Origin of the sequence: Cognatazoarcus halotolerans (genome assembly GCF_009800965.1) — a bacterium.
GTDB lineage: Bacteria > Pseudomonadota > Gammaproteobacteria > Burkholderiales > Rhodocyclaceae > Cognatazoarcus > Cognatazoarcus halotolerans.
The window spans coordinates 22,938-35,765 of sequence record NZ_WUAF01000005.1 but is presented as its reverse complement, the minus strand read 5'-3'; the positions used below and the strand labels follow the sequence as shown (position 1 = coordinate 35,765).

At 66.3% G+C, this 12,828-nt stretch carries 12 protein-coding genes; 7 read left to right on the top strand and 5 right to left on the bottom strand.

The genetic code is table 11. The annotated features are described in order from the left end of the window. Positions 1–26 precede the first annotated feature (26 nt). The 3 genes from imuA to GQB03_RS07935 all read left to right on the top strand — a co-directional run bounded on the left by imuA (position 27) and on the right by GQB03_RS07935 (position 2,662). Positions 27–848, top strand: coding sequence for a translesion DNA synthesis-associated protein ImuA (imuA, locus tag GQB03_RS07945; protein ID WP_159687138.1), 822 nt, complete (start codon positions 27–29; stop codon positions 846–848). Continuing rightward, positions 784–2,217 carry a Y-family DNA polymerase gene (locus GQB03_RS07940; RefSeq protein WP_159687135.1) on the top strand — a complete coding sequence of 478 codons (1,434 nt, stop codon included), beginning with the start codon at positions 784–786 and terminating at the stop codon, positions 2,215–2,217. The genes imuA and GQB03_RS07940 overlap by 65 nt, the downstream gene beginning before the upstream one ends. A 139-nt stretch (positions 2,218–2,356) precedes the next feature. Further along, the gene (locus GQB03_RS07935) at positions 2,357–2,662 is read left to right on the top strand and encodes a hypothetical protein (RefSeq protein ID WP_159687134.1); all 306 of its coding nucleotides are present in this window, start codon (positions 2,357–2,359) and stop codon (positions 2,660–2,662) included. 21 nt (positions 2,663–2,683) lie between these two features. Here the strand turns inward: GQB03_RS07935 and GQB03_RS07930 are convergent, their stop codons facing one another. Further along, positions 2,684–3,538 carry a LysR substrate-binding domain-containing protein gene (locus GQB03_RS07930; protein WP_159687131.1) on the bottom strand — a complete coding sequence of 285 codons (855 nt, stop codon included), beginning with the start codon at positions 3,536–3,538 and terminating at the stop codon, positions 2,684–2,686. Between the two features lie 100 nt (positions 3,539–3,638). On the opposite strand from GQB03_RS07930, the gene GQB03_RS07925 reads away from it, so the two are divergent. The 3 genes from GQB03_RS07925 (at position 3,639) to GQB03_RS07915 (ending at position 6,941) form a co-directional block, all read left to right on the top strand. Further along, on the top strand, positions 3,639–4,841 hold the full coding sequence (locus GQB03_RS07925) for a YbfB/YjiJ family MFS transporter (RefSeq protein WP_159687130.1): 1,203 nt from the start codon (positions 3,639–3,641) through the stop codon (positions 4,839–4,841). Positions 4,842–5,012: 171 nt separating this feature from the next. After that, positions 5,013–6,350: an NYN domain-containing protein gene (locus GQB03_RS07920; RefSeq protein WP_159687128.1), complete on the top strand. Its 1,338-nt coding sequence runs from the start codon at positions 5,013–5,015 to the stop codon at positions 6,348–6,350. A 177-nt stretch (positions 6,351–6,527) separates the two neighbouring features. Then, on the top strand, positions 6,528–6,941 hold the full coding sequence (locus GQB03_RS07915) for a ProQ/FINO family protein (protein WP_159687126.1): 414 nt from the start codon (positions 6,528–6,530) through the stop codon (positions 6,939–6,941). Between the two features lie 21 nt (positions 6,942–6,962). Here GQB03_RS07915 and GQB03_RS07910 read toward each other — a convergent pair whose 3' ends face one another. Then, on the bottom strand, positions 6,963–8,618 hold the full coding sequence (locus tag GQB03_RS07910; RefSeq protein ID WP_159687125.1) for an ATP-binding domain-containing protein: 1,656 nt from the start codon (positions 8,616–8,618) through the stop codon (positions 6,963–6,965). A 113-nt stretch (positions 8,619–8,731) separates the two neighbouring features. On the opposite strand from GQB03_RS07910, the gene GQB03_RS07905 reads away from it, so the two are divergent. Beyond that, the gene (locus tag GQB03_RS07905) at positions 8,732–10,516 is read left to right on the top strand and encodes a monovalent cation:proton antiporter-2 (CPA2) family protein (RefSeq protein ID WP_159687122.1); all 1,785 of its coding nucleotides are present in this window, start codon (positions 8,732–8,734) and stop codon (positions 10,514–10,516) included. Positions 10,517–10,532: 16 nt separating this feature from the next. On the opposite strand, the gene GQB03_RS07900 is transcribed toward GQB03_RS07905, so the two are convergent. The 3 genes from GQB03_RS07900 to GQB03_RS07890 are packed head-to-tail and all read right to left on the bottom strand — an operon-like array spanning position 10,533 to position 12,754. Next, on the bottom strand, positions 10,533–11,198 hold the full coding sequence (locus GQB03_RS07900) for a GTP cyclohydrolase II (RefSeq protein ID WP_235026985.1): 666 nt from the start codon (positions 11,196–11,198) through the stop codon (positions 10,533–10,535). Between the two features lie 16 nt (positions 11,199–11,214). Then, the gene (locus tag GQB03_RS07895) at positions 11,215–12,102 is read right to left on the bottom strand and encodes a pirin family protein (protein ID WP_159687120.1); all 888 of its coding nucleotides are present in this window, start codon (positions 12,100–12,102) and stop codon (positions 11,215–11,217) included. 52 nt (positions 12,103–12,154) lie between these two features. Then, positions 12,155–12,754, bottom strand: a complete 600-nt coding sequence (locus GQB03_RS07890; RefSeq protein ID WP_159687117.1) for an FMN-dependent NADH-azoreductase — start codon at positions 12,752–12,754, stop codon at positions 12,155–12,157. Positions 12,755–12,828: the final 74 nt, after the last annotated feature.

Sequence of the window (12,828 nt, the reverse complement as noted above, 5' to 3'; positions counted from 1 at the left end):
CCCAACCCGCCCGGTAATGCCCCGCCATGCCTGCCGCCAGCGTCCCGCTCGCGGAACTGCCCGGCGACCTGGTATGGCGGGGCAGCCGCTTCAACGGCACGCCGCCCAAAGGTCACGCCACCGGCCATCCGGCGCTCGATGCCGTGCTGCCAGGTGGCGGCTGGCCCGACGGGGCGCTGGTCGAGCTGTTCATCGCCCAGCCCGGCATCGGCGAACTCTCCCTGTTGCTGCCGATGATGCGTCGCCACACGGCGGAACGCTGGCTTGGCTGGGTGGCGCCGCCGCGCCTGCCCTATGCCCCCGCGCTGGCCGCGGCCGGCGTGGCGCTCGAGCGGCTGTTATGGATCGCCCCTGCCAGCCCGGCCGAGGCGCTGTGGGCAACCCGTCAGTGCCTTGCCTCGGGGGGCTGCAGCATGGTGTTGAGCTGGCTCGAGAAAACCGACATGGCTGCGCTGCGGCGCCTGCAACTGGCCGCGGAGGCAAGCCATACGCCGCTGTTCCTGTTTCGCCCGCAGGCAGCCGCCCGGCAGCCCTCGCCCGCCGTGCTGCGGCTCCGGCTGGAAGCCGCAGGCGAAAAACTCGCCGTGCATGTGTTGAAACGCCGCGGGCCGATGCTCGATGAACCGATCCTGATCCAGCCACGCATCGCCGTCGATCTTCGGTCACCAGTCGCGCTACCACCGCCGCGCCCGACGCGCCCAGCTCGCCCAGCCGCGACAATGCCGGCTGCGGCGGCACAACCGGCCGCCACCCCACTCCCATCATCCGCCGTGGTCACCCCGCATGCTGTGGTTCGCCCTGATCCTGCCCGAGCCGGCACTCCAGGCCATCCAGCGAGGATCGCCTGATGCCACGCCGTTGGCCCTGGTCGAGCGCCATCCCCTTGCGCGGGTGGTGGCGGCGAATCCGGCGGCCCGGCAGCTCGGCATCACCGCCGGTGACAGCCTGGCCGGTGCACTGGCAGTAGCCCCGGCACTGCGCCTGCTCGACCACGACCCCGCCGACGCGCAGCGACTGCTTGCCGAGGTCGCCAGCTGGGCCGGCGTCTTCACCCCCGCGGTCAGCATCGACCCGCCCGATTGCGTCCTGCTCGAAGTCGCCGCCAGCCTGCAGCTGTTCCGGGGCCTGCAACGGCTTACCACGCTTGTCGGTGATGGCCTGGCCGGGCTCGGCCTGAGCGCCCGCATCGCCTGTGCGCCCACCCCGCTCGCGGCGCGCTGGCTGGCGCGCCATCGCCCCGGCAGCACCCTCACCGACGAGGCCGGGCTGGCGCGGCAGCTGGCCGAGCTCCCGCTGGCGGCACTGAAGGACGGCACCGATGTCCCGGCGGCCGCACTCGAACTGCTCGCCACCATCGGCATCACCCGCATCGCCGAGGCCGCTGCCCTGCCGCGCGGCGGTCTGGCCAGGCGTCAGGCCGCCGCAGTGAGCAAGAGCCTCGATCGCGCACTCGGCCACCAGCCCGACCCGCGCCTGCACTTCGCCCAGCCGGCACGCTATCGCGCCCGGCTCCCGCTGCTCGTTCCCACCGAGCGCAACGACACCCTGATGTTTCTCGTCCGTCGCCTGCTGCCCGGGCTGACCGGCTGGCTGGCAGCGCGTCACGCCGGGGTGGACCGCTTCGAACTGGTGCTCGAGCACGAGGGGCGACATCCGCTCACCCGGCTGCAGATCATCTGCGCCGCCCCCTGCCGGGACGAGGCCGCCTTTGCCCTGCTGCTCGACGAGCACCTCGGCCGGCAGGCATTCCCCGGCCCGGTCGATGCACTTGCGATCAAGGCTGACAATCCGGTCGAGCTCGCCCCACTCGCCACCGATCTCTTCGACGATAGCGGCCTGCAGCGCGAAAGCGCCCAGCTGCTGCTCGCCCGCTTGCGGGCACGGCTGGGCGACGAAGCGATCCGCGCAGTCAGCCCGCTGGCCGATCATCGTCCCGAGCGCGCCTGGCATCCGGTCGCGCCCGGCAAGCCGCAGGCACCGGTCGAATTGGTCGATGCACCTCGCCCGCTATGGCTGCTGGCCGAACCGAAACTGCTCACCCATCCCGAGCGACTACGCCTTGTCGACGGTCCCGAGCGCATCGAAAGCGGCTGGTGGGACGATCACGATGTGCGCCGCGATTATTTCGTGGCCTTGACGCATAAAGGCGGCCGCTGGTGGATCTTCCGCGAACTGGAACCTCCGCGCGACTGGTACCTGCACGGCTTTTTTGCCTGAGGCGATACCCCGGCCCGATCCCCGGCATCTCCTGCGCATCGCGTCACACCCGGCCTGTGCCTCGCTCCGCTGGCACCATCTCCCGGATGAGCTAGGGTAAAACCACCCTCAACCGACTGCATCCGTCAAAGGAAGCGCCATGAAGACATTCGCCCCCCTCCTGACCGCAATGCTGCTGCTCGGTGTATCACCCGCCTTGCTGGCCCAGGCGCGCCATGTCATCGTGAATGGGCAGCGGATGGGACCTGCCGATCTTCAGCGCCTCGACCGGGCTTCGTGCACCCGGGTGCCGAACGGCCGCTACTGGCTGAACCTGCGAACCGGCATATGGGGCTACGAAGGCGGCCCGCCGCAAGGTCGCATGGGCGAACACTGCCGCCAGCAACGGCATAGAAGCCTGTCGGAACGCGGCTTGCTGTACAGCCCCGGAGAGCTGCTTCGCTGATCGCACCCGGCCATCTCCGCTTCAGCCGCCCGCCGAGCCGACCCTGACGGCGTCTCCCAGCGTCTTCAACACCGTCATCGGAGCGGTGTTCCGCAGGTGAATCATCCCGGTCGGCACCCGGCCGATCTCCACCGGCACCTGCTCGATCAGCAGATCGGCTGCGCGCGAGGACTGCTCGACCACCCGGCGCGGCATCAACGTCCAGCCCAGGCCGACCGAGACGCAGCCAAGGATGCCCTCCAACGTACCCATCTCCATCACGTCGGCAACCGCATGTCCGATCTGGCGCTGCCAGGCAAGCGCACGGGTGCGGTAGGCACAGCCTTCGCGAAAGATGATCAGCGGCAACATCGCCGCATCCGCGCCGTGGGCACTGACCTGCACGAGTTCTTCCACGACCAGTTCCTCGAACCGCAATTCGTCATGAACCACCGGCCCGGCGATGAATGCGCAGTCGAGCCGATGTTCCAGCACCTTCGCCGCCAGGGCCGCGCTGGTATCGGTCTCGACCCGCAGCTCGATACCAGGATGCCTTGCGCGCACCGATTTCAGCGCGCCCGGCAGATGCAGCGCCGCGAAGGTCTCCATGCTGCCGACGCGCAGCTCGCCTGCGGCCTCCCCAACCTGCCGCACGGCTGCGCTGGTTTCGCGCTCGAGCAGCAGCATGCGGCGCGTATAGTCGAGCAGCACATGACCGGGCGGCGCCAGCTCCATGCCACGCCCCTTGCGAAAGAAGAGCTCGACACCCAGCTCTTCTTCAAGCCGCCTGATTCGCGTGGTCACGTTCGACTGAACCGTGTTCAACTTGCGCGAGGCCGCAAGCACCCCCCCTTCTTCCACTACCGTCTGAAAGGTGCGCAGGGCAACCAGCTCCATACCCGTATCTCCAAAAGAGAATGATTCATTCTCAACAATTCATTTGTACAGATATCTTGTTCTGGCTACCCTGTCCACCACAACATTCAAGAATTTCGAAATGAGCGAACAGAGAGAACGCTTCAAGGTGCTCGGCGCCGGCATCTTCAGCCTCATCCTGGTGCTGGGCGTGGCCCGCTTTTCATACACCCCCCTGCTGCCTCTGATGCAGAAGCAGGCTGGGCTTGGCGTGGCCGAAGCGGGCTGGCTGGCCGCCATCAACTACGCCGGCTACCTGAGCGGTGCACTCATCGCCTCGCTCATCAGCGACCTCGTGCTCAAGGACCGCCTTTATCGCATCGGCCTCGTGGTTGCAATCCTCAGCACCGCGCTCATGGGCATGAGCACCGATGTCACCGTCTGGGCGATCTCCCGCTTCTTTGCCGGCCTCAGCAGCGCCGCGGGCATGCTGCTCGGCACCGGCCTGATCCTCAACTGGCTGATCCGCCACAATCATCGCAGCGAGCTCGGCATCCACTTTGCCGGCATCGGCATCGGCATCGCCGGTTGCGCCATCGCGGTGGCGCTCATGACCCACTGGCTGGACTGGCGCGAGCAGTGGTATGCCTTCACCCTCATCGCCTGCCTGCTGCTGATTCCCGCGCTGCGCTGGCTCCCACCACCCGATACCAGCGGCCTCACCAAGAGCGGCCAGAAGATGCTCGACAATCCCCCGAGCCCGCTCTTCATGCGGATATTCATGGCTGCATATTTCTGCGCCGGTTTCGGCTACGTGGTCAGCGCGACCTTCATCGTGGCGATCGTCGACCGTCTGCCCGGACTTGCCGGCCAGGGCACGCTGGTGTTCATGGCGATCGGCATCGCCGCCACACCGGCCTGTTTCAACTGGGACCTGATCGCGCGCCGCACCGGCGACCTCAACGCGCTGATCCTCGCCGCGGTGCTGCAGATCATCGGCATCGTCATGCCGGTGCTGGTCGGCGGGCTGTTCGCTGCAATCTTCGGCGCGCTGTTGTTTGGCGGCACCTTCATCGGCATGGTGAGCCTCGTGCTGACCATGGCGGGGCGTTACTACCCCACCCGGCCTGCCAAGATGATGGGCAAGATGACACTCTCCTATGGCGTTGCACAGATCATCGCACCAGCCATTACCGGCTGGCTAGCCGGCCGGTTCGGCAGCTACAACGCCGGCCTCTATGTGGCCGCGGCGGTCATGGTGATCGGCACCGCACTGCTGCTGGCACTCAAGGTGGTGGAGCGCCGCGATGCAGCGCGGAACCCGGCACTTGCACTCGAACGCTGACCTCTGATCGCCGCCCAATCGCGCACGAGCTACGAAATTTCGCGGGATGGCGTGCCATGCCAGGGTGTCCCCTCGGCAATTAGTGCGACTTTATCCCGCCAGAGCGGATAGCATTGGCGCACGCTACGTCGACCACGACGACCGATGGTGCCGGAATCAATGGAGACACGCATGGCAGCCCCCCAGGAAAGCGTGAGCATGGCCCTGTTCTGCGACTTCGAGAACGTGGCGCTCGGCGTGCGCGACGCACAGTATGAGAAGTTCGACATCAAGCGCGTCCTCGAACGCCTGCTGCTCAAGGGCAGCATCGTGGTCAAGAAGGCCTACTGCGACTGGGAGCGTTACAAGGGTTTCAAATCCACCATGCACGAGGCCAATTTCGAGCTCATCGAAATCCCGCATGTGCGCCAGTCGGGCAAGAACTCGGCCGACATCCGCCTCGTCGTCGACGCGCTCGATCTGTGCTACACCAAGTCGCATGTGAATACTTTCGTCATCATCAGCGGCGATTCCGATTTCTCGCCGCTCGTCTCCAAGCTCCGCGAGAACGCCAAGCAGGTGATCGGCGTGGGGGTCAAGCAATCCACCTCCGACCTGCTGATCGCCAACTGCGACGAATTCATCTTTTACGACGACCTTGTGCGGGAGAGCCAGCGCGCCAGCGCGCGGCGCGATACGCGCGAAACCCAGCAACCCGCGAGACGCACACCCGAAGAGGAAAGCCGTCGCAAGGCCGATCTCGAAACCCGGCGCGGCAAGGCCATCGAGATCGCGGTGGAGACCTTCGACGCGCTGGTCGTCGAACGCGGCGACAGCGGCAAGATCTGGGCGTCCATGCTCAAGGAAGCGATCAAGCGCCGCAAGCCCGATTTCAGCGAGTCCTATTACGGCTTCCGCACCTTCGGCAACCTGCTCGAAGAAGCCCAGGCACGCGGCCTGCTCGATGTCGGCCGCGACGAAAAGTCCGGCACCTTCGTGTTTCGCGGCGCAGGCGTGACCACACACCCGACGATCGCACCTGAGGCTGCATCAACCGAGCGCTCGCACGGATCGCCTGCCGCAGAGCAGCGGCCCGCCGGCGATGCCGCTCCGGCCAAGCCCGAGAACACCCGCAAGCGGCGTGGCAGTCGCAAGGCCGCCCGGCCGGAGGCTGATTCCACAGCCGCGTCGCAAACCGTGCCAGATGCGGAGCCATCATTGGCGCCGGAAGCGACTCCGGTGGTCGAGGCCAGGCCGCTCCCCGAAGTTGCCCCTCCGGCCGAAGCAACGCCAGACAAGCCGAAAGCGGACGGCGCAACCCAGGCGGGAGAAGCCAAGGCGCCCCGCGCACGCCGTGGCGGCCGCAAGAGCGAAACCAAAGCTGAAGCGCCTGTGACGCCAACGACTCCGACGAGCGTCCCGGCCGTAGCACCGCCCACCGCCGCAGCCGCCGACACCAAGCCGGCACGAAAACCCGCCGCGCGCAGCCGCAGGCCGCGAAACACCGACGCCTCCCCGGAAAAGGACTAAGCACAGGCCCGCGGCAAGCGGCCTCCCCGACCTTGGCCGCGGCCCGTCGTCAAGTGGGCACGAAAATCGGCCGATTCGCCGTTTTTTCGCGACAAATTGACTGAAATGCTTGGCGTTTTGCCTGCAGTGTCGGACACTTCTGCCCGCACCTCTTCCGAATCCGCTTTAAGACGCACGATGAACACGCCCGCCACACCCGCTGCGGCCAATCCCGGCCGCGAACTCCTCAAGTCCCTGCAAACCGAATTTACCGTATTCCGCGAGTGCAAGCCGCTGGCAATCGGCATCGATTCGCAGATCATGAAGCTGAAGCCGGAGATCGAGAAAAAGGTACTTCGGGCCGCCCTGCGCAGCCACACCAACTCGACCCGCTACCTCAAGGCCATGGAAAAGGCCACCGTGCGCTTCGATCTGGAAGGCAAGGAAGCTGATCCGGTCAGCGACGAGCACCGCGCCCGCGCCAGCGAACTGCTCAAGGAGCGCTTCCGCAAGCAGGCCGAGGAGCGCCGCACTCAGCAGGCCGAAGCCGAGGCCGCCCGCAAACGCGCCGAAAAGCTCGAACAACTCGCCAGCAAGTTCTCGCGACGCTGAGCGCCGCGCACATCGTCCGGCTCATTCGGCCCCATCGGCCGGCCCACCGAGCCGCGACCTGATCTGCGCATCGGCCCTCGCCGAGAGCACGATCACCAGCTTCAGCATCGCCCGAGTCGCGCCGACGAAGAGCTTGCGCAGCGCACGCTCGTCCAGCTCTTCCAAATCCACTTCCGCGAGGATCACCGCCGGGGCCGACTGCCCCTTGAAGCGGTAGACCGACTCCACCAGCACGTCGCCATCGGTGTACAGCGCCTCGCCGAGCAGATCGTATTCGCCGGTGAAATGCTTGAGCGTGTTCGCCCCGAGCCGGTCGAGGTGGATCAGCTGCGAGTTCTCGCGACCACGCCAGCTCACGATGGCGAGATCCTCCTTGCGAAAGCCCTCCGAGTAGCACAGCCGGATCGCCTCCTTCACCCGCTCCGGCATCTGCGCGCCGTCCTGGTACACCAGGAAGCCGACCTCAGAGGTCGCGATCGGCGAAGCCGCCTCGATCGCGGCGTTCCCGGGCATCAGCTCGCGCAGCATGCGGACCACCGCGCGCGGGCTGCGGAAATTGCTGTCCGCCCGCAGGCTCACCCAGCCCGGCAACACCACCGGTGAGCGGCCGTAGAGGTTCTGCAGCGGATCCTCGAGCCACAGGATGCGCGCCTGCGTCGCCGCGTGTCGCAGGGCAAGGTCGCGCCAACGCTCCGAAAAATCCTGACCTTCGTCGACGATCAGCACCTCGAAGGTGAAGGCCTCGCCCGGCGGCAGCGCTGCCGCTTCCTCCACCAGCAGATCGAAGGCATTTGCTCGACCGAAATCCGGCGTTCGCCCCGCCGCCTGCAGCATGCGATCGCACAGCGCGTGAAAGGTAAGCGCCAATCCGCCTTCAGGCGCCACCCGGTTGAACTGGTCCGCCAACGGCCGGTTGTAACACAGATACAGCGGCCGCTTGCCCGCCTCTATCGCGGCCCGGTATTCGGCCAGCGCGAGCTGTGTCTTGCCCGACCCGGCGGTGCCTTCCACGCGCAGACGAAAGGGCTGGAAATCGAGCTGACGCGCCCAGTGCGCAAGCCCGCCGGCAACCCGTGTGATCATCGTACGGGCGTGACCGATGAGGGCGCTCACGTCCGGCTCAAGACGGATCACGTCGCGCAGGAAGCGGTGCACCGTCAGCGCCCGCTCGGCATCATCACCCGCCGGCAACACCTCGCGGATCAGCGCCGCCAGTCGATCGCGGCGCGATGCATCGACGATGCGCGCGGCCTCCAGCCCGGCCGACTGCGGCTCGCGAATATGGTAGTCGGGGCAATAGAAGAGATACTCGAGCCGCACCCGCGCCTCGCCCAGGCGCGCAGCCAGCCGGCCGCCCAGCACATGCAGCACGCGGCTGATCTCGGCCGCCACCTGCACACTGCGGCCGGACTGGCGCTTCATCAGGCCATCCGCCCCCTCGTTGAGGAAGCCGCTCTTCTGCTCGATGAAGAGCAGGTCGCCGGCGCGATTCACCACTGCGAAATCCACGTCGCCGTAGATCGAGAACCCCTGCTCGAGGCAGGTCCAATGCACCGAGTGGTAAATCGTATAGTCGTCCGGCAGCGCGGCCGAGAGCACGCCGAGCGTCTCGATCTCGCGCTGCGCCGCGCCACTCGCCTCGAGTTCGCGCCAGCCGTCGGGAAAAACCTTTGCCATCGCCACCAATCCCGTAGCCAAAACCCGAGAATACCCCGCTTGCCGACGCCCGCAACGGGTTCGGCGGCGACAGTGCTAAGCTTGGCCCCGCCACAATCTGACCAGACTCCACCATGCTGATCCTCATCGCCCTGCTCCTGCTCGCTTCGGTGGTCATGATTCCGCTGGCGCGCCGTGCCGGCCTGGGTGCGGTGCTCGGTTACCTGATGGCAGGGGTGGCGATCGGGCCGTGGGGGCTGGCGCTCATCACCGATGCCGACGCGATCCTGCACTTCGCCGAGTTCGGGGTGATCCTGCTGCTCTTCGTGATCGGCCTGGAACTCAAGCCCTCGCGCCTGTGGGAGCTGCGCAAGCCGGTGTTCGGCCTCGGAGGTGCGCAGGTGCTCTTCACCGCGCTGGCGATCGGCGGCATCGCGATGCTGCTCGGCCAGCGCTGGCAGCTGGCGGTAGTGATCGGCTTCGCGCTGGCCCTGTCATCGACCGCGATGGTGTTGCAGACCCTCGCCGAGAGCAATCAGCTGACCGATCGCCATGGTCGGGACGGCTTGGCGGTGCTGCTTTTCCAGGACATCTCGGTGATTCCAATGCTGGCCATCCTGCCGCTGCTGGCCGGCGAGGCCGGCAAGGTCGAAACGGGACCGTTCCTGACCGCGGTGGCGGCGATCGTCAGTCTCATCCTCGTCGGACGCAAAGTGCTGCACCCGGTGTTCGGCTGGATCGCCACCCTGGGGAACCGCGAAACCTTCACCGCCGCCGCGCTGCTGGTGGTGGTAGGCGCGACCCTGTTGATGGAAGCCGTCGGGCTGAGTGCCTCGCTCGGCGCCTTTCTGGCTGGCGTGGTGCTGGCCGATTCGCAGTATCGCCATGAGCTGGAGGCCGACCTGGAGCCGTTCAAGGGCTTGCTGCTGGGGCTTTTCTTCATGGCCGTCGGCATGGAAGCCAACCTCGGCCTGCTGCTCAAGCAACCGCTGCTACTGCTTGCCATCACGGGCGGACTGCTGGCGGTGAAGTTCGTGGTGCTGCTGGCGATCGGCCGGATCGCGGGCCAGCGTGCGTCGGCAACCCGCAAACTCGCGCTGAGCCTCGCCCAGGGCGGCGAGTTCGCCTTCGTGATTTTCCAGCTCGCCCGCCAGCAGGCCTTGATGCCAGGCGCGCTGGCGGATCTGCTGACCGTGGCGGTGACGCTCTCGATGCTCGCCTGGCCGCTGCTGTTCCTGCTCGAGGAAAGGTTCATTACCCCACTACTCGACCGCCAGCCGGCGGCCCCCTACGATCCGATCGCGGAAACCGACAATCCGGTGGTGATCGCGGGCTACGGGCGCGTCGGGCAGATCGTCGCGCGGGTGCTGATGGTCAAGCGGATTCCCTTCACGGTGCTGGAGGTCGACCCGCAACAGGTCGATTACGTGCGGCGCTTCGGCAACGAGGTCTATTTTGGCGACGCCTCACGGCTCGATCTGCTCAACGCTGCTGGCGTGCAACGCGCCAAGGTGTTCGTGCTCGCCATCGACGATGTCGAGACTTCGCTCAAGACCGCCGAACTGGTGCACCGGCATTTTCCGGGGGTGGAGATCCACGCCCGGGCGCGCAACCGCATGCACGCCTACCGGCTGATGGACCTCGGTGTCACCAAGGTCATGCGCGAGACCTGGCTCAGCAGCGTGGCAATGAGCGAGGGCGTACTGGTCGATCTGGGCTTTGCGCCGGAGCACGCCAAACGTACGGCCAAGCGCTTTGCCGAGCACGATGAGCAGAGCCTGCGCAAGCAGCACGCGATCTATGACGACGAGACCAGCCTGGTGCAGAGCGTGCAGCAGGCACGCGAGGAATTGCGCAACCTGTTCGAGCAGGATGCCGCCGTGACCGACAAGGAAGCATCGGCCGCCCGACCGGACTGAGCGGCCCCCGCCGGGCTCAGCCCTTGCGGGCCTTCCTGATCTTGCCGAACCGCACCGCCTTGGCCTCGAGGTAACGCTGGTTCCATTGCCCCGCGGGTTGGTCGTGGGCAACCTGCTCGCTGACCTCGATGCCACCGGCTTCCAGCCCGGCGCACTTCTCCGGATTGCTCGACAGCAGGCGGATGCGCTTGATGCCGAGCGCTTCGAGCATGCGTGCCGCCACGCGGTAGTCGCGGGCATCAGCCGGAAAACCGAGATGCTCGTTGGCGGCAAAGGTGTCGAGCCCCGAATCCTGCAGGTGATAGGCATCGATCTTGGCCTTCAGGCCGATACCGCGACCTTCCTGGCGCAGGTAGAGCAGCACGCCACCCTCGGCCGCAAAGCGGTGGAGCGCCGCATGGAGTTGCTCGCCGCAATCGCATCGCAGGGAACCGAACACGTCGCCGGTCAGGCATTCCGAGTGAATCCGCACCAGCGGCGCTTCGGTCGGCTCGGGCGCATCGAATACCATCGCAACGTGATCGCGATCGTCACCCAGATGATCGAATGTCACCATGCGCCCCTGCAGCGGACCATAGTCACGCGTCGGCAGCGGGATGTTGCCCCTGATCGTCGGACGGGCGGCCTGCTCTTCGGCCAGATCGTCCGCCACCTGCATTTCCACTATCGAATCGATGTTCATCCTTGCTCCCGCGCTGTCAGGCGGCAAGCGTTCCATCCCGATAATCGGCGAGGGCCTGCTCGATCTGTTCACGCGTATTCATTACAAACGGCCCGTATTGTACGATGGGTTCGCCAAGCGGGCGTCCGGCCACCAGCAATACTCTTGCATCCGTAACCGCATCAAGCCTCGCGCCGTCATTTTCGGCCCCGTTGGCAAGAACCGCCATCCGTTTCTCGCCGACCCGCTCCTGCTGCGGCCCCGCCGTGACTTCGCCACGATAGACATAGATGAAGGCATTGTGTTCCGGCGGCAAGGCCTGTTCGAAGCGGGCACCGGCCGGCAGATGGATGTCAAGGTAGAGCGGCTCGGTCACCGGCCGCTCGACGGCCCCGGCCACGCCGTGGCTGCGGCCCGCGATGACCCGCACCCGGACATCCGCTCCGGCGGTGAACTCCGGGATTCCGGCGGCGGGAATGTCCCGATAGCCAGCCTCGCCCATCTTGGCCGAAGCCGGCAGGTTGAGCCACAGCTGGAAACCTTCCATCACACCCGCTTCCTGCTCGGGCATCTCCGAATGGATCACGCCGCGCGCCGCCGTCATCCACTGCACCCCGCCGTTTTCCAGCAGGCCTTCGCCGCCGGTGCTGTCGCGGTGGCGCATCCGCCCGGCGATCATGTAGGTCACCGTCTCGAAGCCGCGGTGGGGATGTTCCGGAAAGCCGGCAATGTAGTCGTTCGGATCATCCGAACGGAACGCGTCGAGCATCAGGAACGGGTCGAGACGGCGCTGCAGGGTGTGCGCCAGCACCCGGGTAAGCCGCACGCCGGCACCGTCGGAGGTCGGCATTCCGGCCACGACACGCTCGACCTCGCGTGGGCTGTTCACCACTTCCGGCGTCATTTGCGTCGATATTGCATTCATTCTGCGTTCTCCTGGTTGCAAGCTGCACTCACTGTCCGGACCCGGCCCTTGATTACGCCGCCAGCTGTTCGATTTCACGCCCTGCGCTAGCCAATGCCTCGGCGGCAACATCGGCCCCCATGGCGAGACCTTCGGCGTACACGAACTGCACATCATCCATGCCGAGGAAGGCGAGCACGGTCTTCAGGTACGGTACCTGCGAATCGGCCGGGGTGTCGCGATAGCGTCCACCGCGGGTCAGCGCCACATAGACCTTCTTGCCAAGGAGCAAACCCTGCGGCCCTTTCTCGGTATAGCGGAAGGTGACCTGGGCGCGCGAGATTGCATCGATCCAGTTCTTGAGTTGAGCCGGCACGCCGAAGTTGTACATCGGCACACCGAGCACCATCACGTCGGCCGCCTGGATCTCGGCGATTGCCGCATCGTCCAGCGCGACCCGCGCGGCCTGTTCAGCACTGCGCTCAGCCGCTGGGGTAAACAAGGCGCCGAGCGCAGCATCGTCGAGCACCGGCATCGGCGCACTGGCCAGATCCCTCGTCACGACTTCGGCGGACGGATCGGCGGCGCGCAGTCGGCCGGTGATTGCATTGGCGAGACGGGTGGATTCGGAACCCTGGCGCTTCGCGCTGGCATTGATCTGAAGGATGTTCATGGCTGTGTCCTCTGTGTTGTTTGGGTACGGCCTTACTGTATTGGTTGCGATCGATATTAAAAAGCCCGCGAAAT